Raw genomic sequence first — 21,954 nt, 5'->3', positions numbered from 1 at the left:
GCCGGGGCGGACAGCTTCGTCCTGACGCCGGAGGCCTTCTACGCGGCCACCATCACCGACTTCCAGGACGGCATCGACCACCTCGTGATCGATGACGCCCTGATCCCGGCCTCGCTCGACACCCCGGACGAGCGGACCGCCCTGATCCAGTCGATCGCAACCGACATGGATGGCGGCGTGCTGCTGAACGGGCACGAGATCGGCGAGAACGGCACGCTGTTCCTCGCCGGCATCACCACCGCCCAACTCTCGGTCGACGACTTCCTCTTCACCTGATCAAACCAGGGAGGCGGGTGAAAAAGCCCGCCTCCGGACTGGCAGGCAACCCGGCGACTGACACACGTCCTTCATCGAACGGCAATGCGTATGACAGATTTGCCCCCTACTGCGCGACCCGATCTCCTCGGGGGCTGATGGTGGACGGAATTACGGTCACGGAGTTAGGTAAGCGCTTTGGCGCTACCGAGGTGCTGCGGGGCGTGTCGCTGGCTGTGGCCGCTGGCGAGTTCGTGGCGCTCGTCGGCCCCTCCGGTTGTGGCAAATCCACGCTTCTGCGCTGCATCGCCGGGATCGAGCAGCCCGACACCGGCCGGATCCGCATTGGCGGGCGTGAAGTGACGGGCCTGCGCCCGTCTCAGCGCGACGTCGCCATGGTGTTCCAGTCCTATGCCCTCTACCCCCACCTGACCGTGGAGGAGAATATCGCCGTCCCGCTCGCCATGGGTCGGCTGAGCGCGGCGCAGCGACTACCCCTGATCGGCGCCATGCTGCCTGGTACGCGGGCCATGCGGGATTCCATCACGCAGGAGGTGCGCCACGCCGCACAGGCGCTGGGCCTGAACGGGTTGCTGGACCGCCGCCCCGGGCAACTCTCCGGCGGGCAGCGGCAGCGTGTGGCACTGGCCCGCGCCATTGTACGCCGCCCCGCGGCCTTTCTGATGGACGAGCCGCTGTCCAATCTCGATGCCAGCCTTCGGGTGCAGACGCGGCGAGAGATTGTGGCAATCCATCGCGCTGCCCGTGTCGCGACCGTCTATGTCACGCATGACCAGTCCGAAGCCCTGACCATGGCGGATCGGGTAGCGGTCATGCAGGCCGGCGAAATACTCCAGATTGCACCCCCGACCGAGATCTATGCGGACCCACAGGATCTGCGTGTCGCCACCTTCATCGGCTCACCCCGTATCAACACCCTGCTGGCCGAGGCGGATGCGGAGGGGGTGCTGCGCGTCGCCGGCCAGGCCGTGGGGCTGCGCGTGGCAGGAAGTGGCCCCATGACCCTCGCCCTGCGGCCGGAGGACCTGCAGCCTGCCGGCGCAGGTCTGCCCGCCGTGCTGGAAGGGGTGGAGTTTCTGGGGGAGAGCCTGCTGGTCCATCTGCGCCACGGCGCGCTGGGTGCCCCGCTGGTGCTCCGCCTGGCCCCGGAGGAGCGCGATACACTGCCGCCCGGAGGGGAGGTGGCGCTGCGCTTCCCGCTCGGCCGCGCGCTGGTCTTCGATGTCGCGGGCAAGCGCGTGGCTGTGCGAGCCCTGTCGCCGGAGGCGGCCCTTGTCTGATGCTGCCTACGCCGTTCCTGCGCCGCGCCTTTCGGCCGGGGAGGCGATGGCCGGCTGGTTGCTGACCGCCCCGGCCGCTATCGCCTTCGCACTGATGCTGCTGGCCCCGACGTTGGCGACCGTCGCACTGGCCTTCACGGATTACGAATTGGGTGCCGCGGGCGCGTCCTGGGTCGGCCTTGATAACTTTGCGGAGCTTCTGCGGGACCGTGGCTTCGGCATCGCACTTCGCAATACCATCCTCTACGTTGCGGTCGTGGCACCCGTCTCGGTGCTGGGCGGTCTGGTACTCGCATTGCTGATCGAGGCCGGAACGCGCGGCCGCACTCTGTTTCGTGCCGTCTTCTTCCTGCCTGTTATCTCTCTGCCCGTGGCAATGGCATCGGCATGGCAGTACCTGCTCCACCCGACCATCGGGCCACTCAACGCGGCGCTGCGCACGGTCGGTGTTGAAGGGCCGGCTTGGCTCTCCTCCTCCGACACGGTGCTGCTGTCGCTCGCCGCCATCGGTGTGTGGGAGAATATCGGTTTCAACCTCGTTCTCTTTCTGGCTGGGCTGACGGCCATTCCGCGGGAGCTGTACGCGGCGGCTGAGGTGGATGGCGCGACGCGCGCCTGGGATCGCTTCCGCCTCGTCACATGGCCGCTGCTGGGGCCGACCACTCTCTTCGTGATCACCATCACCATGACACGCGCCATACGCGTCTTCGACAGCGTGGCGGTGCTGACGCAGGGCGGGCCGAACAAGGCTTCCGAGGTGCTGCTCTACACGATGTACGAGGAAGGCTTTACCTATTTCCGGCTGGGTTACTCCGCTGCCATTACCCTCGTTTTCCTCGCCATCGTCCTTGCCCTGGTCTGGCTACAGACGCGGGTTATCGAGAAGCGGGTGCATTATGTCTGATCGCCCGCTTCTCCGGGACCTGCCACGGCTCGCGCTACTGGCTCTGCTCGGGCTGGTCGTTCTGATGCCCTATATCTGGATGATCGCCGCCAGCCTGAAGCCGCTGGACGAGATCTTCCGCGCCTCGCTCTCCCTTCTGCCAGAGCGCTTCTACGCCGTGGAGAATTACGGGAAGGTCTTCGCCAAGATTCCGGTCTGGCGCTATTTGTGGAACGGCATTCTTGTCTGCGGTGGGATTCTTTTCTTCCAGCTTCTTTTTGCGGTCCCGGCGGGATACGCGCTGGCGAAGCTTCGCTTTCCGGGTAGTGGGCTCGCTTTTGGCGCGGTGATGCTCGGTCTGCTGGTGCCCTATCACGTTCCCGCGTTACCGCTCTATGTCGGTTTCAGCCAGCTGGGGCTTCTCGATAGCTACACGGCGCTCATCGCGCCTGCCACCATCTCCGTCTTCGCTATCTTTCTGTTCCGCCAGTTCTTCAAATCACTACCTGATGACCTGATCCATGCCGCCCGCATGGATGGGCTGGGTGAGGCAGAGATTGTCTGGCGAATCGTGCTGCCGAACGCCTGGCCTGCCGCGACGGCCTTCGCGATCTTCTCTGTTGTTGCGCATTGGAACGACCTGTTCTGGCCGCTGATCGTGGTGAACGGCCCGGCCCACGCCACCCCCGCGCTCGGGGTCCTCTACTTCCGCTCTGATGAGGCCGGCGATGATTTTGGCGCGCTGATGGCGGCCGCGGTGTTGATGACTGCGCCTCTCGTCATCGCCTTCCTGCTGGCCCAGCGCCGCTTCATCGAAGGCATCGCCACCACCGGCCTCAAGGGTTGAGGCTTATTATGGAGAATCTCATGCTCACCACCGCCCAGATCAGCCGGCGCATTGCGCTGGCTGCGCCCGCCGCCATGCTCTTCGCCCCGCGCGTCCTGCGCGCCCAGGTGCCGGTCGAGATCACCGTCCACTACGCCCAGCCCTTCATCTATAAGGAGGCTTATGACGCGATCCTGGCCGCCTTCGCGAAGCGCGAGCCGAACATCAAGGTGAATTACGTCACCACGCCGAACTATGAGGAGGGTGCGCAGCTCATCCTCCGCCAGACCGCGACCAACCAGCTTCCCGATCTCTCCTATCAGGGCTTCAATCGCCTCCGCGTTTTCGCGGAGCGCGGCATTGCCCAGGACCTAACGCCACTGCTGAAGGCCGAGGCCGCTGATCCGGCCACCGTCGGCTACACGCCGAACCTGCTGGCACTCGGCCATTTTGGCGGCTTCCAGTCCGGCCTCGCCTTTGCCGCCTCCAACCCCGTCACCTACTACAATGCCGACCTTGTCCGCCGGGCGGGTGGTGACCCCGACCACTTCCCGACCGACTGGAACGGCGTGCTGGAACTCGCCGGGAAGATCGACCGTCTGGGCGACGGTGCCGAGGGCATGTGGTTCACCTGGAATGGCGACGACTGGATGTTCTCCTCCCTGCTCTTTGGCCATGGCGGCCGGATGCTGACGGAGGATGAGCGCGATGTCGGTTTTGCCGGGCCGGAGGGGCTGGGCGCGCTGAGGCTGATCGACCGCATGGTGAAGGAGGGCGGCATGCCCAACCTCTCCGCCGTTGCGGCGCGCCAGGCCTTCACCGCCGGCAAGCTCGGCATGATCTTCCAGACCACCGCGCTGGTGCGCGGCATGAAGGAGGGCGCGGGCAACAATTTCGTCATGCGCACCACCGGCATGCCGGTGATCGACGCGCAGAAGGGCCGCCTGCCCACCGGCGGCGCCGCCGGCATGCTGACGGCGAAGGACCCCGCGAAGCGCGACGCCGCCTGGAAGTTCCTGCGCTTCTCCACGGGGCCTGAGGGCCAGGCGCTGATGGTGAAGAACACGGGCTACCTGCCCTGCAACCAGATCGCGATCGACGATCCGCAGTATCTTGGTCAGTTCTACCGCGAGAACCCGCTCTTCCTGGCCGCGGTGAAGCAGATCCCGATCTCCATCCCCTGGTATGCCTTCCCCGGCAGCAATAGCGTGCGCGTGACGCAGACGATGGTCGACAACATCGCCCGCATCGTTGAGCAGCGCGCGACGCCAGAGGAGGTTCAGCGCGACATGGCCGCCGAGGTACGCCGCCTGCTGCCGCGCCGCGCTTGATGCAGCCCCTTCGCATCCAGGAAACGGACCGATGACCTTCCGCCTCGCGCAGATCAGCGATACCCATCTTTCCGATCGCGTGCCCGGCTTCCGCGCGAATTTCGATGTCCTCGCCGAGCATTTGCGCGATCATCGGCCGGACCTGGTGGTGAACACTGGGGACATCTCGCTGAATGGCGCGGATGACGCGGCGGATCTCGCATTGGCCCGGGCCGCGCATGACGGGCTCGGCCTCGACTGGCTGGCCGTGCCCGGGAATCACGATATCGGCGACGATCCGCTCCCCGGTTGCCGCCAGCCTGCGAATGCCGAGCGCCTGGCCCGCTGGCATGCGCATCTCGGCGCCGACCTCTTCCTAAGGGACGTGCCGGGCTGGCGGCTGATCGGGCTCGACAGCCAGATCACCGCCACCGACCTGCCGGAGGCCGAGGCGCAGATGGAGGCGCTGGCCCGCGCGCTGGAGGGCGCGGCCGGCCGCTCTGTTGCGGTTTTCATGCACAAGCCGCTCTGCCAGGAGCGAATGGACGAGACGGACAGCACCTACTGGTGCATCCAGCCCGGGCCGCGCCGTCGTCTGGTGGACCTGCTCCTGCCGCAGCGGCCGGCCTTCCTGGCCACGGGGCACGTGCATCAGTGGCGCGACCGTGGCGTCTGCGAGGGTCTTCGGCAGATCTGGGGCCCCTCGGCCGCCTTCATCGTGGGCGATGCCTATCAGGAGACGGTGGGCGAGAAGAGCGTGGGCTTCGTTGAGCACCTTCTCCACGCGGATGGAGGCTTCCAGAGCCGTATGGTGCCGCTGCCCGGCTTAGTGCGGCACGATATCGGCGAGATGCCCGAGATCTACGGACCGCAGAAGCTCTTGGCGGCCTGACCGCGGGCCGGGAGGCGGCTGCGCCGTGTCGGTCAGCCGCGGACGGAGCTTCGGCACGAAGTCAATGATGGCCTCGTGCCTAAGGAGGGCTTGGGCGAGGCAACGGCGCCCCTGCTCCCCTCATGCCGGATGCCGGTCGCGCCATGGTGCGGCGCGCTCGTAGGCCGCGGCGGCTTGGTACAGGCGCGCCTCCTCGAAGTAGCGGCCTGCCAACTGGACGGAGAGCGGCAGTTGCTCCGGTTCCGCCAGCCCGCACATGAGGGTGATGGCGGGATGGCCGGTGACGTTGAACACGGTCCGCGCCTGGCGCGGATAGGTCCGCTCCACCTCGGCCGCGTCGTCGATCCGGCAGGCCGGGTCCATGGAGGAGGCGGTGAGCAGCAGGTCCACCTCCGCGAAGGCCGCCTGGACCGCCGCGGTCAGGGCGGCGCGGCGGCGCTGCGCCTGCACATAGTCGGCGCCCGACAGGAACAGGCCGGGCAGCAGGCGACGAAGGGTGATATTGGCATAGCCACCCGGTTCCTCGCGCAGCCAGCGCTCATGCACCGCGGCTGCCTCCGCGCCCATGATCACACGGTTCACCGCGTAGAATTCGCGAAGCGACGGCAGGGTCACGTCCCGGATGTCCGCGCCTTCCCGCGCCAGGGTTCGAACCGCTTCCTCCAGGGCAGCGGCCATGCGGGGCTCCGCGGGGTCGTCGCGCTCATGGAAATGACGCACGAAGCCGATACGCAGGCCCCTCGCGCCACCACCTAACAGGCGCGTGTAATCCTCGCCCGGTCGCATCGCGCTACCGGGATCGCCCGCATCGGGGCCGGCGAGCGCATTGAGGAGGATGGCGCTGTCTTCCACCGTGCGCGTCAGCGGGCCGACATGGTCCAGGCTGAAGGCGAGCGGAAAGACACCGCGCCGCGAGATCAGCCCGTAGGTCGGCTTCAGCCCGACAATGCCGCAATGGCTCGCCGGGTGTCGCACCGAGCCACCGGTATCCGTGCCCAGCGCCGCCGGCAACATGCGCGCCGCGACCGCCGCGCCAGAGCCGGAGGAGGACCCACCGGGATGGTGCAGCCGGTTCCACGGATTGCGTGCAGGAGGGAAGGGACCGTCGAAAGCCGGGCCGCCGACGGCGAATTCATGCGTCGCGAGCTTGCCGGGAAACACCGCGCCCGCCTCCCGTAGCATCGCGACCACGCGCGCATCCTCCGCCGCGACACGATCGAGGCAGAGCCGGGAATGGCAGGTGGTGGGATGACCGGCCAGGTCGATGATGTCCTTGATGCCGACGGGAATGCCGTGAAGCGGGGAGCGAGGTCCGTCGGCCATGATCTCGGCCTCGGCCCGGCGGGCCGCGTCGCGTGCTTCCGCCTCGTTCAGCCGGATGAAGGCGTTGAGATCCGGTTCCTTCTCGGCGATCCGCGCCAGCAGGGCGTCCAGATACTCCACTGGAGAGAGGCGCCGGGCGGCGATGGCGGTGGCGGCCTCCGCCAGGGTCAGGTCGATCGGTTGGGTCATGGCGCCACCGGCGGCCGGAAGGTGATGGCAGGCTCCTCGGCCGCGTTCTGCGGGCGGATCAGGCGTTCGCGCATGGCGGCGGCGGTGCGCAACGCCCCCAGCACCTCAGCAGGATGGGCCGCGAAGGTCGCGTCCAGCCCGGCAGCGGTGATCAGGACCCGTTCCTCCGGCGTGGGGGATCCCGCCGGCGCGCTCATGCTTCGATCCTGACGGCCGTCATGACGACTCCTGATCCCGTGAGCGAACTGGTTGGCCGGAATGCCGGTCCATCCACTGCAGATAACTGCTTGATGGCAAGCTTCATGCCATCTGTCCTCTACGAGCCGGCCATGGGCAGGGCGGGATCACCGACGTCATGGCACGGAGTTTGCTGCGTTGCACAGCTGGCCGGGGATCATCGCTGTTCCTGTGCGCGACGGAGGATGTGGAATGCAGGTTGGCGTGTTCATCCCCATCAACAACAATGGCTGGCTGATGTCCACGACATCGCCGCAATACCTGCCGAGCTTCGACCTCAACCGGGAAATCGTGCAACGCGCGGAGCGCTACGGCCTGGATTTCGCGCTGTCGATGATCAAGCTGCACGGCTTCGGCGGCCCGTCCCAGTTCTGGGATTATGGGCTGGAGAGTTTCACCTTGATGGCGGGCCTTGCCTCCATCACCACGCGGATCAAGCTCTTCGCTTCCGTCGCCGTGCTGACCATGCCGCCGCCGATCGCCGCCCGCATGGCCGTGACGATTGATTCAATTTCGCATGGGCGCTTCGGCGTGAACATCGTCTCCGGCTGGCAGGAGGCTGAGTACAGCCAGATGGGCATTTGGCCCGGCACCGCCCACTTCGCCAAGCGCTACGAGTTCTGCGCCGAATATGTCGAGATCATGCGCGAGCTATGGGAAACCGGGCAGTCCGACTTCAAGGGAGAGTTCTTCCGGATGGATGACTGCCGCCTGCTGCCGCAGCCCAGTACGCGCATCCCCATCATCTGCGCCGCGCAGAGCGACCGCGGCACGCGCTTCGCCGCCGAGTATGGCGACTACAATTTCTGTGTCGGCTTCGGCGTCAACCAGCCGCAGAGCGTTGCGCCGAGCATCGCCCGGCTGGTGGAGGCAACGAAGCAGAGCGGCCGCGATGTTGGCGCGCTGGTGATGACCATGGTGATCGCGGCGGAAACCGACGAGGAGGCCATGGCGAAATGGCAGCTCTACTGCGACGGCGTCGATCACGAGGCCCTGGCCTGGCGCAATCGTGCCGCCGGCGCTGACCCGAACCCGGACCCCTACGCGACGCCCAACCGCCACAAGATGCAGCAAGGTCCCGCCTACCCCACCAATCAGGGCGTGATGGTCGGCTCCTATGCCACCGTCGCGCGCCTGCTGGATGAGATGGCGGAGATTCCGGGGTTGCGTGGCGTGATGCTGACCTTCGACGATTTCGTCCAGGGCATGGACCAGTTCGGCCGGCACATTCAACCGTTGATGCGCAGCCGAACGGGTGTCCTGGCCACGGCCTGACCTGCTACGCCAATGGCCTCTGGGCGCCGCCGCCCAGAGGCCAAGTCACCTTCCTGTTCCGGAACGAATGTTCCGCGTCGTTCCGGCTGGCGGATCAGTTGATCCGCGGCGCCGCCTTTGCGTAGAGCGGGGCCGAGACGTCCAGCGGATTGCGGAATACCAGGCCCGGATTGGGGTAATAGTCGACGAACAGGTTGATCCGGTGATTGCGCCCCTTGTTGCGCACGGAATGCCGGATGCGGTTGTTGAAGTCGTAGGCGTGGCCCATCAACATGTTGAACTTGCGGCCACCGATCTTGTACTCGACCGTCGGCGTGCTGCTCAGCGAGACATGGATGCGGTGCGCCTTGGTCGCCATGACCTGGCCGTCGATATGCGGCGCGATCGTGGCGCCGCCGCGGAGCCGCACCAGCGCCAGCCGCGTAATGACACCCCCGGGTGCCCTCAGCGGGGCGATGGCCTGCTCGATCACAGGCTCCAGAACCTCCTTGAACCGCAGCCAGTCCGGCATGGTGTAAACCGGCCAGACATCGGTGTCCTCGCGGGCGATCGGGATGTACTTCTCCGGTTCGCGGCCGGTCTCCCTGGCCCAGACATGCGCCAGGTCCTCAAGGTGCTGCAGCCCGCTCGTGGAAGCGGAGGGATGCCACTCCGTCTTGATCAGGATGGTGTCGGCCGCGGCGTGCTCGCCGCCGGCCAGCGCGTCCTGCCGGAAGGTGTTGCTGGTCCAGTCCTCCTCCGTGAGCCCCTCCACCACTTTGAGGAGAGGCTTCACATCGACGGGTCCCAGGTCCCTCAACGGCACTCCGATATCCATGGGCACCTCCGGCCAGTCTTGGAACATTGTCACCGCTCCCGCGCCAAGCAGCAGCGCGTTCCAGGGTGCGGGCTCGTCAGGGTCATGCGGACGAGAAAGCGAAAATACGCGAGATGACGCCCCTTTGACCATCTCCAGAGTCGTGCCCCAGGCGGGGCTGCGGCTGGGAAGCTGCCGGAAGCCACCCCGATCCGCTCTCAGGACTGCGGGCCCGTTCCACAGCCTGGGCCGGGTGTGAGGAGGCCCGGGAATGGTCACGACCCTGTTGACGCGACTGATCTCCTGCGTGGAGACATGGAACATTGATGGAACATGTGCCATATATGGGGGGTACGCCGGACCGCTGAAGCCGGACCGCCTCAAGAGGACCCCGACCATGGCCCGACAGCCCTCCGCTGCCGCCCCGAAGCGCGCTCCGTCGCCTGAGCGTGCCGCGATGAACCGCCTTGCCGCCGTCATGCAGCGCGGCGCGACCCCGGACCGGATGGCGCGGGAAGTGGACGCCGTGGTGGCCCAGCTCCGTGAAGCCGCTGATCTCGATCAGGTGCAGACCTGGTTGGAGGAGCTGCGCGACGGCTTCGCCGAGAGCGCCGATGCCGCCGCGGAGGCGGTGGACGAGGTAGAGGTGACCGAGAAGGCTGCGCGCCGCCATGCCGAGAACGCTGCCCTGGCCATGGCCGCGACCCGCGACGCCTTTGCACGGCATCTGGCCGGGGCGTGATCCGGGCGGCCGTCGGGCAGCATTGCTGCCGTTCCCATCGCTGAAGGAGCCACGCCATGCTGACCCTTCGCCCCGGCACCCCGGAGCCGATCCGCACCGCACCGGGCCGTGCGGAGCTTCTCGCTATCTGGGACGCGCTCGACCAGGACGGACGGCGGCTTCTGATGGCGCAGGCGCGGGCCGTGGCAGAGGTGACTGGGCGAACACCACCTCCGCCATCGGAAGGAAAGGCGCGGCCATGAGCTGGTGCTTGCAGGTGCGGGGTGGGCGGCCCGCCGGAAATGCCCGGTGCTGATCGAGCCCGCGCTCGCCTGGATTGCCGAGCATCGGACCGGGATGGTCATCCTGGTCATCGTGATGCTGCTGACGCTCTGGACCCGCAGGCGTTAGATCGGCCTGCTGAAGGTCGGACCCCTAGGGGCTTGTTCTCGCCCATGACCGGTGCGGGCGTTACTTCCACTCAGACGGCAGGAAGCTCCGTCTCCATGGCGGCGGGCCCTGCAAGGCCATAGCTCGCCAGGCTGGCCGCAATCCTGGCCCGCACCTGCAGCGCTGTCATGACAGGCCCGTCGATGGGGGCGGTCACGAGGCAGCGCTCCAGCTCTTCGCGCAGGTCGCGCAGGGCCCTGGCCCGTCCCTCGGGGGCGATCCGACCGAGGATCAGGTCGATCGCGTTCTCGATGGCGTCCTCCAAGATCCGGTCTTGGGCCGGGTCTGCCGGATCCGGTTTGGTGTTCGGCACGGGAAAACTCCGGCGCTGGACTACGGAGCACGCATCGTGCCGCCCCCGGCCTGGCAAGGCACGTCATTCCTCCGTGATGTCGGACCGATCTGCTTCGCCGGAAGCCATGCGGTCTTGTTCCTGGCGCGCGAGGAAATGGACCGCCATTGACCGCCGCCCCATGCTACCCCGGTTGGCATAACGGCCATGGCCCGCTGCCAAGGGCAGCGTTCAGGGAGATGGGTGATGAGCGTCGAGACCGATCCGACCGGAACCATGCCCGAATGCGCGGGGCGCGATGCAGTGGGGCAGGTGATCCTGCCCCGTGCGCATGACATTGGCGGCTTCGAGGTACGCCGGGCCCTTCCGGCGAAGGAGCGCCAGATGGTCGGCCCCTTCATCTTTTTCGACCAGATGGGGCCGGGCGAGTTTCTCTCCGGCAAGGGGCTGGATGTGCGACCGCACCCGCATATCGGCCTCTCCACCGTGACCTATCTTTTCGAGGGCGAGATCCAGCACCGCGACACGCTCGGCTCCAACCAGCCGATCCGGCCGGGTGACGTGAACTGGATGACGGCCGGCCGCGGCATTGCCCATTCCGAGCGCACGGACCAATCCCGGCGCAGCCATTCCAACCCACTCTACGGCATCCAGTCCTGGGTGGCGCTGCCGCGCGCGCAGGAGGAAGCGGTGCCGGATTTCGCGCATCATCCCGCCACCACCCTGGCGGTGATCGAGGATGGCAAGGTCCGGCTGCGCCTGATTGCCGGCCATGGCTGGGGCGCACGTTCCCCGGTCGCGACGCCCTCCGACCTTTTCTATGCCGATGCCGTGCTGGCGCCCGGCGCCGCCTTGCCACTGCCGGATCATGAGGAGCGCGGCGCCTATGTGCTGGACGGCGAGGTGACGGTTTCAGGCGACCGCTTCGAACCGGGCCGCATGCTCGTCTTCCGTGCGGGGGACGGGCTGGCTCTTTGCGCAGGGCCGCAAGGTGCCCGGCTATTGCTCCTCGGCGGCGCCGCGATGGATGGGCCACGTCACCTGTTCTGGAACTTCGTTTCCTCCTCCCGCGAGCGGATTGAGCAGGCGAAGGAGGACTGGCGTGCGGGCCGCTTCGGCCTGGTGCCGGGCGACGAAGAGGAGTTCATCCCGCTGCCGGTGGAACGGGTCCGCGGCGGCGTTCAATCCCCTGGCGCCGGATCGCCGACGACCTGACGGCGCGGAGGGACCCGGCCCGTCCCTTTCGTTAGCCCAGCAGGCGTGCGCGCAGGGCACGCACCGCACTGTCTGGCGTCGTCAGCACCGGCTTGCCCGTGGCGGCCGTGACGAGAGGGGCCGCACGGGCGAGGCTGAACTGAGCGAGGGCGATGGCGTCGCAATCGGCCAGCTCCCGCGCGGCTTCAGCGGCTAACCTGTCATGGGTTTCGGCATTGCCACGGTTCAGGGCGTCCAGGGCGCCCTCGGCCAGCTTGGGGACCAGCACGACATTCTCCGGAAATTCCGGGGGCATGCTGTCCAGCGTGGGGCCGAAGCTGGCGAGCAGGCCAATGCGGCCACCCATCGCCGCCGCCTCCGCCACCATGGCCTCATTCGGTTTGAGGACGGGGATGGGGCCGAGTGCGGCGGCGCAGACTTCGATACAGGGGCCGAAGGCGGAGCAGGTGAAGAGGATGGCGTCCGCCCCCGTGCCCACAGCGTAGCGGGAAAGGGTAAGGAAGCGCTCCGTCATCGCCGGGGTGATGGAACCAACGCGGGCGAGGTCGGCGGAGAGGCTGTCATCGAGCAGGTTCATCAGCACTGCCTCGGGCCAAAGCCGGGCGAAGGCGGCCTCAATGGGCGGAGGGGAGTGGCGCAGGGCGTGGATGAGGGCGATCCGCATGGGCGGAATTCTGTCGCAGATCTTCGTTTGAAACAAATGTTGCATTGAGGTGGGATTGGTGCATGGTATGTTTCATGTCGCTGGATGCGCCGCTTGAACGCCTGCGCCTCGCCCTGCCGGAGCTGCCGCCCCGGCTTCAGGATGCCGCGCGCTATCTGGTGGACCACGCCTTCGACGCGACCACGCGTTCCATGCGGGAACTGGCGGCGGATGCGGGGGTGAGCCCGGTAAGTTTCACGCGGCTGGCCCAGGCGCTGGGCTATTCCGGGTGGGAGCCGCTGCGGGCCGTGCTGGTGGAGGCGCGCCGGCCGGCGGCCCCCTTCTCCGCGCGTGCCCGCGCGCGGGACGACCTGCCGGCAGCGATGCTGACTGCCGATTCAGCGGCATTAGCTGCGCTGGATGCGGGGCCGGTGGCGGTAGCCGCGGCGGCGCTGCATGGGGCGCCACGGATCTGGTGCGCCGGCTTCCGGTCCTGCCGCGCGGTGGCGGGGCTCCTTCATTATCAGCTTCGCCTGTTCCGGCCGGAGACGCGGCTGGTCGGGGCGGAGGGCCCCGAAGAGCTGGACCTGGATGCCTTCTCCTCGCGCGATGCGGTGGTGCTGGCGAGTTTCGCGCCCTATTCGGCCGAGGCGGTGCGGACGGCGGCCGCGGCGCGCGCCGCCGGATCGATGCTGGTCGCACTGGCCGATTCGCCCGCCGCGCCCGTGGCGCGCGGCGCGGCCCATCTGCTGCGCTTCGAAGCCGATGGTCCCGGCTTCTTCCATTCCCTGACAGGTGCCGTGTCGCTGGCGCAGGCGCTGGCGGCGGCGGTCTTTGCCCAGGGGGGCGCCGCCGCGCTGGAGCATCTACGCCAGGCCGAGGCGCGGCTGGCCGAACTGTCCCGATACGCATCCGATGAGGATTCCCGATGACCTCCCGTCTTCTGCACCGCAGCCGCAATGCGCCGCCTGTCGCCACGGGCGGAAAGGGATCCTGGCTGCAGCTTTCCGATGGAAAGGCGGTTCTGGATGCCTCGGGCGGTGCGGCGGTGTCCTGCCTCGGGCATGGACACCCGGATGTGGTGGCCGCGGTGCAGAAGCAGGTCGGGGCGTTGGAATACGCGCATACCGGCTTCTTCACGAACGAGGCCGCCGAGCGGCTGGGCGAGGTGCTGGTCGGGCATGAGCCCGGCGGGCTGAGCCGCGCCTATTTCGTCTCCGGCGGGTCAGAGGCGATGGAGGCGGCGCTGAAGCTGGCGCGGCAGCATTTCGTAGAGGCCGGGCAGCCCCAGCGCACACGCTTCATCGCGCGCCGCCAAAGCTATCACGGCAATACGCTCGGCGTGCTGGCACTGGGCGGGAACGCCGCGCGGCGCGCGCCCTACGCGCCGATCCTGGCCGATGCCTTCAGCCATGTGTCGCCGGCCTTCGCCTATCGCGGCATGCGGGAGGGGGAGAACGAGGCCGCTTTCGTCGCGCGGCTGGCGGCCGAGCTGGAGGCGGAATTCCAGCGGCTTGGCCCGCAGAACGTCGCCGCTTTCGTGGCGGAGACGGTGGTCGGCGCCACGGCCGGCTGCGTGCCGCCGCCTGCCGGGTATTTCCGCGCCGTGCGCGAGATCTGCGACCGGCATGGCGCGCTGCTGATCCTGGACGAGGTGATGAGCGGCATGGGCCGTACCGGCACGCTCCACGCCTGGGAACAGGAGGGCATCTCGCCGGATATCCAGGCCATCGCGAAGGGGCTGGGCGGCGGCTACCAGCCGATCGGTGCCATCCTGATGAATGATCGGGTGTTGGCACCGATTATGGCGGGCTCGGGCGCCTTCGCGCATGGTCACACCTACCTCGCTCATCCCGTGGCCTGCGCGGCGGCGCTGGCGGTACAGGAGGTGATCGCGCGGGACGGGCTGCTGGAGCGCGTGCGCGTGCTGGGCGCGCGCTTGGAGGCCGGGTTGACCGAGCGCTTCGGCAACCACCGCCATATCGGCGATATCCGCGGGCGCGGGCTGTTCCAGGCGATCGAACTGGTGCAGGACCGTGGCAGCCGCGAGGCCTTCGATCCCGCCCGCAAGCTCAACCTTCGCATCCGCGACGAGGCGCTGGCGCGCGGGCTGGCCGTATATCCGGGCGGCGGCACGGTGGATGGGCGCGTGGGCGATCACATTCTGCTGGCGCCGCCCTATACGGCCAGCGAGGAGGAGATCGATCTGATCGTGACGCGCCTGGGCGAAGCCGTGGACGCGGCCCTGGCAGCATGACGCCGCTGGCCTTGTCCTTCCATGCCGGCATGGCTGGCAGAATACCGACATTCCCAGCCATCGCGGTTCCGTTCCTCGCGGCGGCCGCGCTGGCCTTCGTCAAAAATCCATAACAGAAGGAACTTTCCATGAAGCGCTTCCTGCTGGCGGCTTGCGCGGCCCTTGGTCTGGCCGGCATCGCCAATTCGGTTACCCCGGACGCGGCAGAGGCCGCGACCCTGGATACGGTGAAGCAGCGCGGCACGCTCGCCTGCGGCGTCTCAACGGGCTTTGCGGGTTTCTCGGTACCCGACAGCCGCGGCGAAGTGCGCGGGCTGGATGCCGATTACTGCCGCGCCATTGCTGCCGCCGTGCTGGGCGATGCAACCAAGGTGCGCTTCGTGGGCCTGACCGCGCAGAACCGCTTCACCGCGCTGCAGTCCGGCGAGGTCGACGTGCTGCTGCGCAACTCCACCCAGACCTTCCTGCGCGACGCCTCCATCGGCCTGAACGCCGGACCCGTGAACTTCTATGACGGCCAGGGTTTCGCCGTGCGGCGCGATGCGGGCGTGACAGAGGTGAAGGGGCTGGATGGCGCGACGGTCTGCGTGGCCCAGGGCACGACCCATGAGGTGACCTTGGGTGATATCGCCCGAGCCCGTAACATCCGCTTCCAGCCCGTGGTGTTCGAGAGGGTGGACACGATGCAGCAGGCCTTCTTCTCCGGCCGCTGCGACGCCATGACGCAGGATGCCTCGGCCCTGGCCGGCGCGATCGCCACCGTGGCGCCAAATGCGGCGGATTACATGGTGTTGCCCGAGACCATCTCGAAGGAGCCGCTGGGTCCGTTTACCCGCAATGGGGACGACCAGTGGAGCAACATCGTGGCCTGGGTGCATTACGGCCTGGTGGAGGCCGAGGAGGCCGGGATCACGCAGGCGAATGCCGACCAGATGGCCGCCGGGCCCAACCCGGTGGCTCAGCGCCTGCTGGGGACGAGCGGCGAGTTCGGCTCCCGGATCGGGTTGGACAACCGTTGGATGCTGAACGCCATCAAGGCTGTGGGCAACTATGGTGAGGTGTTCGAGCGGAATGTCGGCCAGGGCAGCGCCCTGAAGCTGCCGCGTGGCCTGAACGGCCTATGGACTGCGGGCGGCCTGATGTACGCTGTCCCGTTCCGGTGAGGTAACTCCCGGGGATGCGGGCGCATCCCCGAACTTGCAGAACAAGAAGGGGCCGGGGAAGTTCGCTCGCCCGGCCCTTTTTCTTTCCCGCCCTGTCTTGACGCAGCGCCCCAAGAAGCGACCCTCGGTGGACCAGAGGGGAAGACGCCCATGACCCAGCCGACCGCCGCCCTGATCATTATCGGCAACGAGGTGCTCTCAGGCCGCACCCAAGATGCAAATTTGAAGTTCATTGCGACCCGTCTGGGCGAAGTGGGTATCCCGCTGCGGGAGGCGCGGGTAATCCCGGATGTGCCGGAGACAATCATCAACACGGTGAACGAACTTCGCGCGCGTTTCACCTATGTGTTCACCACGGGCGGCATCGGGCCGACCCATGACGACATCACCAGTGAATGCGTCGCCCGCGCCTTCGGTGTGCCCTGGGAGGTGCACGAGCCTTCCCGCGCCATCATGGAGGCCGACTATGCGCGCCGCACGCCGCCGGTGGAGATGAATGCGGCGCGGCTGCGCATGGCCACGCTGCCGCGCGGCGCAGAGCCCATTCTGTGCTCCGAGACCTCGGCGCCCGGCTTCCGCATGGAAAATGTCTACGTCATGGCCGGCGTACCGCGGATCATGCGCAGCATGTTCGAGGTGGTGGCGCCAACACTGCAGGGTGGAACCCCCGTGAAGTCGCGCGCACTACATGCGCATGGCCTGCTGGAGGGGCAGATCGCGGCGGGGTTGTCGGCGATCCAGGACCGGTACCCCACGCTCGATATCGGTTCCTACCCCTATTATCGGGAGAGCGGGAACGGCGTGGCACTGGTGGCCAAGGGCACTGACGAGGCGGCGCTGGAGGCGGCGGCACAGGAAATCGCGGCGCTGATCCGTGCGGATGGAAAAGAGCCGATGGAAGGAGAACCCGCCACCTGAGAAGAGATCGGGGGAAGGGCTTCTTCCCCCGGCCTTTTCAGAAAATGAAGTCGCTGGCCGAGAGGTTCGGATGGCCGGCCAGCGCGATCTGGAAGTCCGCCTGGCCATCCCCGTTCACATCGCCCTCCACTACGGAGTAGTTCCCGTCCTGGACGACATGCAGTTCGCCCGCGCGCTCCGTGAAGTCCTTCGTGCCGATGAAGGTGAAGTCCTGGTCGCCGCCCTTGCCGGTCTGGGCGTCGATCCCGCTCAGGTCGATCACGTCGCCCGCGCCGAAGTCAGTGATCACGTCCCGGTGGGAGCCGACCGCGCCATCCTTGATGCTGGTAAAGACGAACTGGTCGCGTCCATCTCCGCCGGTGAGGGTGTCCGTTCCCGCCCCGCCCGTCAGCTGGTCGTTGCCCGTATCCCCGGACAAGGTGTCGTTGCCGTTCCCGCCGGACAGGGCATCGGCATTCGTGCCGCCGGACAGCCTGTCATTGCCGGCTTCGCCGGAGATCGTGTCCTTGCCGCCAAGGCCCTTGATGGTGTCCGCGCCGGAGGTGCCGACCAGATCATCCGCGCGCGAAGTCGCCACAGAATCCGAGGAGTCATGGTCACCCGACGAGGTATCGCCGCCGGCGGAGGGCTTGTCCCCCGATGAGCTGTCCTCCGGGGTCGGCTTGCTGATGACGGTGCCGGTGCCGTCATCGGATACATCGAGCTTGCCCACACCCGCATGGGCCGTGACATAGGCCTTCACTGAGGAGGTGTCATCGAGCGTGTACTTGTAGGGCGCGGTATAGTCGGAGGTGGACTTGCCGCTCTGCGCGGAGGCCTCGCCCTTGCCGATCTTGCCCCAGGTGATGTTGTCGAACTCGTTTCCGCTGAGATTCCAGTAGCCGATCTTGTTGCTGTCGACGCTGACGATCGGATCCCGCACGTTCTCGAAGACGTTGTTCTGAATCTGGCCTTCCGCGCCCATGCGCAGGTTGATCGCGGAGGTTTCCACGTCCTTGTAGTAGTTCTCGTAGACATGGACATAGCCGTCGCGGACGCTCGGCGCGCGTGAGCCGATGTCCTCGAACATGTTGTGGTCGTAGGTGACGTAACGCGCACCCTCGTCGCTGTCGCTGTAGCCGTTCAGCGAGACCTTGTGGTGGTCGTGGAAGTAGTTGTTGGAAACGGTGACGTACTCCACGCCGCGCTTCATATCGAGCAGGCCGTCGTAATAGTCCTTGCCGACGGACATGGAGCTGTAGAACTCGTTGTGGTCGATCCAGATGTTATGGGATTCGCCCTCGATGCCGATTGCATCCTTGGGCCCGCTTTTCACGTCGTGGATCGACAGATTCTGGATGATCAGGTTCGACGAGTCACCCTTCACGTGGATGCCGATGCCATCGAACTCCGCGCCTTCACCTGTGCCGATGATCGAGAGGTTGTGGACGCCATCGAGAGTGATCTCATTGGCGCCGGAGTTGGACGTCGTGATCTCCCCCTTCACATAGATCGTCAGCGGCTTGGAGCCCGCACTCTCGATCGCCTCGATCAGTTCCTTCCCCGTTGACACCGTAACAGTCGCGCCGCCGGCTCCCCCGGTGGTGCCGCCATTCAGCGAAGCGAAGCCGTGGGCTGCGTTTACGGTCATCAACTAGGTCCCCCAAAAATTACGCCAACCGAACACGTACTGGTCGCGGAGGTGTTACCGGCGGCTGGGAAACCGGGACAAGTCTCATCCGTTGATAACGTCCTTTTTTAGACGCACTTCGCGGATGCGGTAGGAACGAACCTTTCAGAAGAAGGAATTTTTACTCATCATTAGTCTTTATGTCGAAATGAGAGACGGTGTGGCGGTATTTGAGCAACAAAGCTCTGGTTTGCTTACACGGCGGCGTGATGAATCCGAAAGCATAGGTGAATGCGTGCTGCCTACCGCCGGCACGAACCCGTGCGAGGCGGACGCGGCGCTGATTGGCTAGGCGGAAGCAAGGAGCAGTGAGCCGGCTCCCAAGCGGGCGGCGAGCCGCTTCCGCTCTCAGGGGCCTCCATGCGGCCAGCAGGGGGCCGCCGTGCTAGTCCGGTCCATCGGCCGTGGCGGTGGCTCCCGCATCCAGCCCGACAGCATCGCGTCAGGCCATGGCGCGAGGTAATGGGCCCATTCGGTGGAACTCGCGAAGACCGATTGCCGCGCGGCCTCCAGAAGGTCGCACTCGGCGCTCGCCTGCCAGGGCCGCTTGGCGAGCAGGCTGGCCTCCATCGCCGCGCCGGGCAGGGCCAGGATGCTGCAGGCCAGTAGCCCCGCGCGCGCCAGGCGCTGGGCACGTCCTGCGACAGGCGCCAGCAGCGCCGCGGCGGCTACCACGGCCAGCACGGCCAGAGGGGCCATGCCGCCGCGCGCGGTCATCTCATTGCCCGGGCCGAAGACATAACCGGGCAGCAGGCAGAGAAGGACAACAGCGACCTTAAAGGTCCAACTGCGGACCAGGACGGCCGCGGGCACCGCCCAGCACAACACCTCCAGCACCAGGAAGAGCGGCCAGACCCACAGGACCTTCAAGGCCGGATGGACCACGAAAACGAGGCCGTGTGGGACTTCCGAGGACCCGGCAACAAGATAGACGCAGAGCGGCAGGGCGAAGACGACGGCAAGGAAGTTTGCGGGCGTGACGGCCCGCCATACGGCGCGCATGCCCTGCCGGAGCAGTACGGCCGCGGCCAGGATGGCGGCCCCGGCGCTTCCCAGAGGGCTCCAGAAGGCGCCCGCGGCGAAGGGCAGGGCGAGGCCACGTGCAAAATCCGGATGCCGCCCGTATCGCAGTACCATCAACGCCAGCAGCCAGGCCGGCATGGCGTGGTTCGGCGCCCAGAGGATAGCGGTGACGTGCCCGGTATACTGGAACAGCCGTGCCCACCATTCGCCGCCGCGCCCCCAGCTTGCCAGCGGGCCAGTGCCGAAATTCCAGTCCAGCCAGATATTTGGCAGGATGTCCAGGCCGTGGAACAGCACGAAAATGCCCGTCATCACGGCAAAACCGCGGCCAGGCTGCCCCGGCGACACCGCGCGCGCCACCAGGGCGAGCAGCATGAGAACCAGCGCGAATCCAAGCCCGGTCCAAGCCCAGAGCGATGCCTGCGCCGCCGGAAAACCCGCCAAACGGCCGATCAGCCCGGCCGGTATGTAGAAGCCGAGCGGCGCGCGAAGGAGCCACAGGACGCCCCGGTCCATATCCGGGTAGGAAACCGGCCAGGGCTCCGCCATGAGGTCCCGCAGAACGGCGTCCCGGATTTCCCAGTCGGCCGAGCTGTAGACGAGGTGGTGCGCCCCGGTCGCCCCCGCCCAGAGCAGCCCGAGGGCAAGGCAGAGCGCCGTCATTCCCCCTGAAAGCGGCCAGGGCCGGCTCCATCCCGGTGCGAGGACGAGCGCCGCGGCACCGGCCAGCCCCGTCAGCAGCGCGGCCCAGGGGGCCGCCCAGCCGCCCAGGAACAGCAGGTCGGGCAGCGTCAGATAGAGGAGGATCGAGATCGCCAGGCGATCCGGCGCCACATCGCCGAGCACGCGGTCGAGGTCGAGGAGTGGCGCGCGGCGCAGGCTGGCGGCCTGCTCCGGCGGGGGCAGCGCGTCAGCCGGGGCCATGGGACAGGCGGGCTTCCTGGTTTCGCATCGGGATCGCCCCGCTGACTTCGCAATTGGGGTTCCCGGCCACCCGGCGTCGGCACGCACGGAATGGCGGAGCGGACGGGGTCGCGAGGAACCGTTCGAGTCGGTCTAGAGCGGATCGCTGCCAGGAGGAACCGCACGTCTGCGCGAATCCGCTCTGCGAACAACAAACTGAGAGTTGGGCTGGCTGACCTGAACCGACGTGGAAGCGAATGCTCCGGCCCATCATGGCCGGGGCGAATGGGCCAGGGCCACAGGGCGCGTCCTCATGAAAACACCCGAAGTGGTCGCGCCTCAGCCGGTCCGTCGCGCCAGGCGCACCGCCACCCAGCCGCACATCGCGCGCGGGCTCGGCATGACCAGCATACAGTCATCATAGGGGGTGCGAATCTCGGCCTCCCCGTCGCACGCGATCAATGTACCGGCGAGGGGAATGACCGTGCCGCCGCGGAAGGCCTCGGTGAAGGCGAAGTGCCGGGACGTGGCACGGATGTTCTCCGTCACGGTCCAGCATGCGGGCGGCGGGCAGGGCGACTGCGGCACGGGCGGAAGCATTCCGAGGGCGCGCAGCAGGCCGGTGGCACAGGCTTCCGCCATCATCTCCGTCTCCGGCTCCCAATGCTGCCCCGCCTCGGCCAGCAAGGCCGCGCGCGGCCCGTCAGGGGTCGCGAAAGGGGCGTGGTCGATCAGGCGTGGTCCTTCCGGGCGGGGGTCATCAGACACGATGGTCGGCGGCGCGCCAGTCGCGCGGGCCAGCTCCAGCGCCAGGCTTGAACGGCCCGTCAGGATCAGTGGATCAGAGGGCCAGGGCATGGAGTGCAGATCCAGAAGCACATCCGCCGCCTCCACCACGGGCCGCAGGGCACGGGCACGCCGCAACTCCCGACTGTCCCGCCCCCCGTCCAGGATCGCGGGGCTCCAGATCCGGTTCAGGTCCTCCTCCACATAGCGGGAAAGGGCAGGGTCAGCCGGGTCGAAGCGCGCGAAGGCATCGAGATTGGCGAAAACCAGAGTCAACGTGCCGCGCAGCGGCCGCATGTCCGCGCGCAGCCAACGCGCCAGCACCGCTGCGCCTGCGAATTCGTTGCCATGGATGAGGGAAACGAGAACGGCATGCGGCCCCGGCGCGCCAGAAGCGAAACGCCAGACACCGGGGATGCCGGTATTGCCCCGCGCGGCGTCGCGCAGGTCGGGCACAGGCAGACGAACAGCAAGCGGCGCGTTCAGGACCAAGGCGTAGGATACCTCGCCGCCGATCCGGCCTGTGCCGGGGCGGGGCATCGCGCCCATGGGCTGCCAGCCTCTCGCCATTCCCGGCCTCCAGCGGTCACTCTATACACTGGCGTCACGGCGACAATCCGCGGCCCC

At 67.3% G+C, this 21,954-nt stretch carries 22 protein-coding genes; 14 read left to right on the top strand and 8 right to left on the bottom strand.

The annotated features are described in order from the left end of the window. The 6 genes from ACO1BU_RS17875 to ACO1BU_RS17850 all read left to right on the top strand — a co-directional run. Nucleotides 1-276 (top strand): hypothetical protein (locus tag ACO1BU_RS17875; protein ID WP_424137327.1); only part of this gene is annotated, 276 nt, incomplete at its 5' end. A gap of 137 nt (nucleotides 277-413) precedes the next feature. After that, nucleotides 414-1,556: an ABC transporter ATP-binding protein gene (locus tag ACO1BU_RS17870; RefSeq protein ID WP_424137326.1), complete on the top strand. Its 1,143-nt coding sequence runs from the start codon at nucleotides 414-416 to the stop codon at nucleotides 1,554-1,556. Further along, a complete protein-coding gene (locus ACO1BU_RS17865; RefSeq protein ID WP_424137325.1) occupies nucleotides 1,549-2,460 on the top strand; it encodes a carbohydrate ABC transporter permease in 912 nt (303 codons plus the stop codon). The genes ACO1BU_RS17870 and ACO1BU_RS17865 overlap by 8 nt, the downstream gene beginning before the upstream one ends. Continuing rightward, complete coding sequence (locus tag ACO1BU_RS17860; protein WP_424137324.1) at nucleotides 2,453-3,286, top strand: carbohydrate ABC transporter permease; 834 nt, start codon at nucleotides 2,453-2,455, stop codon at nucleotides 3,284-3,286. The genes ACO1BU_RS17865 and ACO1BU_RS17860 overlap by 8 nt, the downstream gene beginning before the upstream one ends. A 20-nt stretch (nucleotides 3,287-3,306) precedes the next feature. Continuing rightward, nucleotides 3,307-4,596: an ABC transporter substrate-binding protein gene (locus tag ACO1BU_RS17855; protein WP_424137323.1), complete on the top strand. Its 1,290-nt coding sequence runs from the start codon at nucleotides 3,307-3,309 to the stop codon at nucleotides 4,594-4,596. A 31-nt stretch (nucleotides 4,597-4,627) separates the two neighbouring features. Beyond that, complete coding sequence (locus tag ACO1BU_RS17850) at nucleotides 4,628-5,467, top strand: metallophosphoesterase family protein (protein ID WP_424137322.1); 840 nt, start codon at nucleotides 4,628-4,630, stop codon at nucleotides 5,465-5,467. Nucleotides 5,468-5,587: 120 nt separating this feature from the next. Here the strand turns inward: ACO1BU_RS17850 and ACO1BU_RS17845 are convergent, their stop codons facing one another. Beyond that, the gene (locus ACO1BU_RS17845) at nucleotides 5,588-6,979 is read right to left on the bottom strand and encodes an amidase (RefSeq protein ID WP_424137321.1); all 1,392 of its coding nucleotides are present in this window, start codon (nucleotides 6,977-6,979) and stop codon (nucleotides 5,588-5,590) included. Further along, nucleotides 6,976-7,176 (bottom strand): hypothetical protein, encoded by a 201-nt coding sequence (locus ACO1BU_RS17840; RefSeq protein WP_424137320.1) that lies wholly within the window; start codon nucleotides 7,174-7,176, stop codon nucleotides 6,976-6,978. Before ACO1BU_RS17840 ends, ACO1BU_RS17845 begins: the two co-directional genes overlap by 4 nt. A gap of 232 nt (nucleotides 7,177-7,408) precedes the next feature. Between ACO1BU_RS17840 and rutA the strand changes: the two genes are divergently transcribed. After that, nucleotides 7,409-8,491, top strand: coding sequence for a pyrimidine utilization protein A (gene rutA / locus ACO1BU_RS17835; protein WP_424137319.1), 1,083 nt, complete (start codon nucleotides 7,409-7,411; stop codon nucleotides 8,489-8,491). A 94-nt stretch (nucleotides 8,492-8,585) separates the two neighbouring features. Here the strand turns inward: rutA and ACO1BU_RS17830 are convergent, their stop codons facing one another. Next, on the bottom strand, nucleotides 8,586-9,335 hold the full coding sequence (locus ACO1BU_RS17830) for an aspartyl/asparaginyl beta-hydroxylase domain-containing protein (protein ID WP_424137318.1): 750 nt from the start codon (nucleotides 9,333-9,335) through the stop codon (nucleotides 8,586-8,588). 349 nt (nucleotides 9,336-9,684) lie between these two features. Between ACO1BU_RS17830 and ACO1BU_RS17825 the strand changes: the two genes are divergently transcribed. Continuing rightward, on the top strand, nucleotides 9,685-10,029 hold the full coding sequence (locus ACO1BU_RS17825) for a hypothetical protein (RefSeq protein WP_424137317.1): 345 nt from the start codon (nucleotides 9,685-9,687) through the stop codon (nucleotides 10,027-10,029). 56 nt (nucleotides 10,030-10,085) lie between these two features. Then, entirely contained in the window at nucleotides 10,086-10,271 is a 186-nt protein-coding gene (locus ACO1BU_RS17820) for a hypothetical protein (protein ID WP_424137316.1), read from the top strand. 218 nt (nucleotides 10,272-10,489) lie between these two features. On the opposite strand, the gene ACO1BU_RS17815 is transcribed toward ACO1BU_RS17820, so the two are convergent. After that, nucleotides 10,490-10,771 (bottom strand): hypothetical protein, encoded by a 282-nt coding sequence (locus tag ACO1BU_RS17815; RefSeq protein WP_424137315.1) that lies wholly within the window; start codon nucleotides 10,769-10,771, stop codon nucleotides 10,490-10,492. 225 nt (nucleotides 10,772-10,996) lie between these two features. Between ACO1BU_RS17815 and ACO1BU_RS17810 the strand changes: the two genes are divergently transcribed. Beyond that, nucleotides 10,997-11,965: a pirin family protein gene (locus tag ACO1BU_RS17810; protein WP_424137314.1), complete on the top strand. Its 969-nt coding sequence runs from the start codon at nucleotides 10,997-10,999 to the stop codon at nucleotides 11,963-11,965. A 31-nt stretch (nucleotides 11,966-11,996) separates the two neighbouring features. On the opposite strand, the gene ACO1BU_RS17805 is transcribed toward ACO1BU_RS17810, so the two are convergent. After that, on the bottom strand, nucleotides 11,997-12,629 hold the full coding sequence (locus ACO1BU_RS17805; protein ID WP_424137313.1) for an arylsulfatase: 633 nt from the start codon (nucleotides 12,627-12,629) through the stop codon (nucleotides 11,997-11,999). Nucleotides 12,630-12,691: 62 nt separating this feature from the next. Here ACO1BU_RS17805 and ACO1BU_RS17800 point away from each other — a divergent pair, with 62 nt between their 5' ends. From ACO1BU_RS17800 to ACO1BU_RS17785, 4 genes are all read left to right on the top strand, one after another. Further along, a complete protein-coding gene (locus tag ACO1BU_RS17800; RefSeq protein WP_424137312.1) occupies nucleotides 12,692-13,540 on the top strand; it encodes a MurR/RpiR family transcriptional regulator in 849 nt (282 codons plus the stop codon). Further along, nucleotides 13,537-14,865, top strand: a complete 1,329-nt coding sequence (locus ACO1BU_RS17795; protein ID WP_424137311.1) for an aspartate aminotransferase family protein — start codon at nucleotides 13,537-13,539, stop codon at nucleotides 14,863-14,865. Before ACO1BU_RS17800 ends, ACO1BU_RS17795 begins: the two co-directional genes overlap by 4 nt. A 128-nt stretch (nucleotides 14,866-14,993) precedes the next feature. Then, nucleotides 14,994-16,028, top strand: coding sequence for an amino acid ABC transporter substrate-binding protein (locus ACO1BU_RS17790; protein WP_424137310.1), 1,035 nt, complete (start codon nucleotides 14,994-14,996; stop codon nucleotides 16,026-16,028). Between the two features lie 150 nt (nucleotides 16,029-16,178). After that, nucleotides 16,179-16,946 (top strand): competence/damage-inducible protein A, encoded by a 768-nt coding sequence (locus ACO1BU_RS17785; RefSeq protein WP_424137309.1) that lies wholly within the window; start codon nucleotides 16,179-16,181, stop codon nucleotides 16,944-16,946. Between the two features lie 37 nt (nucleotides 16,947-16,983). Here ACO1BU_RS17785 and ACO1BU_RS17780 read toward each other — a convergent pair whose 3' ends face one another. The 3 genes from ACO1BU_RS17780 to ACO1BU_RS17770 all read right to left on the bottom strand — a co-directional run bounded on the left by ACO1BU_RS17780 (nucleotide 16,984) and on the right by ACO1BU_RS17770 (nucleotide 21,897). Further along, nucleotides 16,984-18,576 (bottom strand): pectate lyase family protein, encoded by a 1,593-nt coding sequence (locus tag ACO1BU_RS17780; protein ID WP_424137308.1) that lies wholly within the window; start codon nucleotides 18,574-18,576, stop codon nucleotides 16,984-16,986. 387 nt (nucleotides 18,577-18,963) lie between these two features. Then, entirely contained in the window at nucleotides 18,964-20,562 is a 1,599-nt protein-coding gene (locus ACO1BU_RS17775; protein ID WP_424137307.1) for a hypothetical protein, read from the bottom strand. Nucleotides 20,563-20,880: 318 nt separating this feature from the next. Next, a complete protein-coding gene (locus ACO1BU_RS17770) occupies nucleotides 20,881-21,897 on the bottom strand; it encodes a M14 family metallopeptidase (RefSeq protein WP_424137306.1) in 1,017 nt (338 codons plus the stop codon). Between the last annotated feature and the right edge of the window lie 57 nt (nucleotides 21,898-21,954).

The sequence above is a fragment of the Roseomonas chloroacetimidivorans genome, from assembly GCF_049629625.1.
Classification (GTDB): domain Bacteria; phylum Pseudomonadota; class Alphaproteobacteria; order Acetobacterales; family Acetobacteraceae; genus Roseomonas; species Roseomonas chloroacetimidivorans.
Note: the sequence above shows the minus strand (reverse complement) of the source record. Positions and strands in the feature narration are given on the sequence as shown.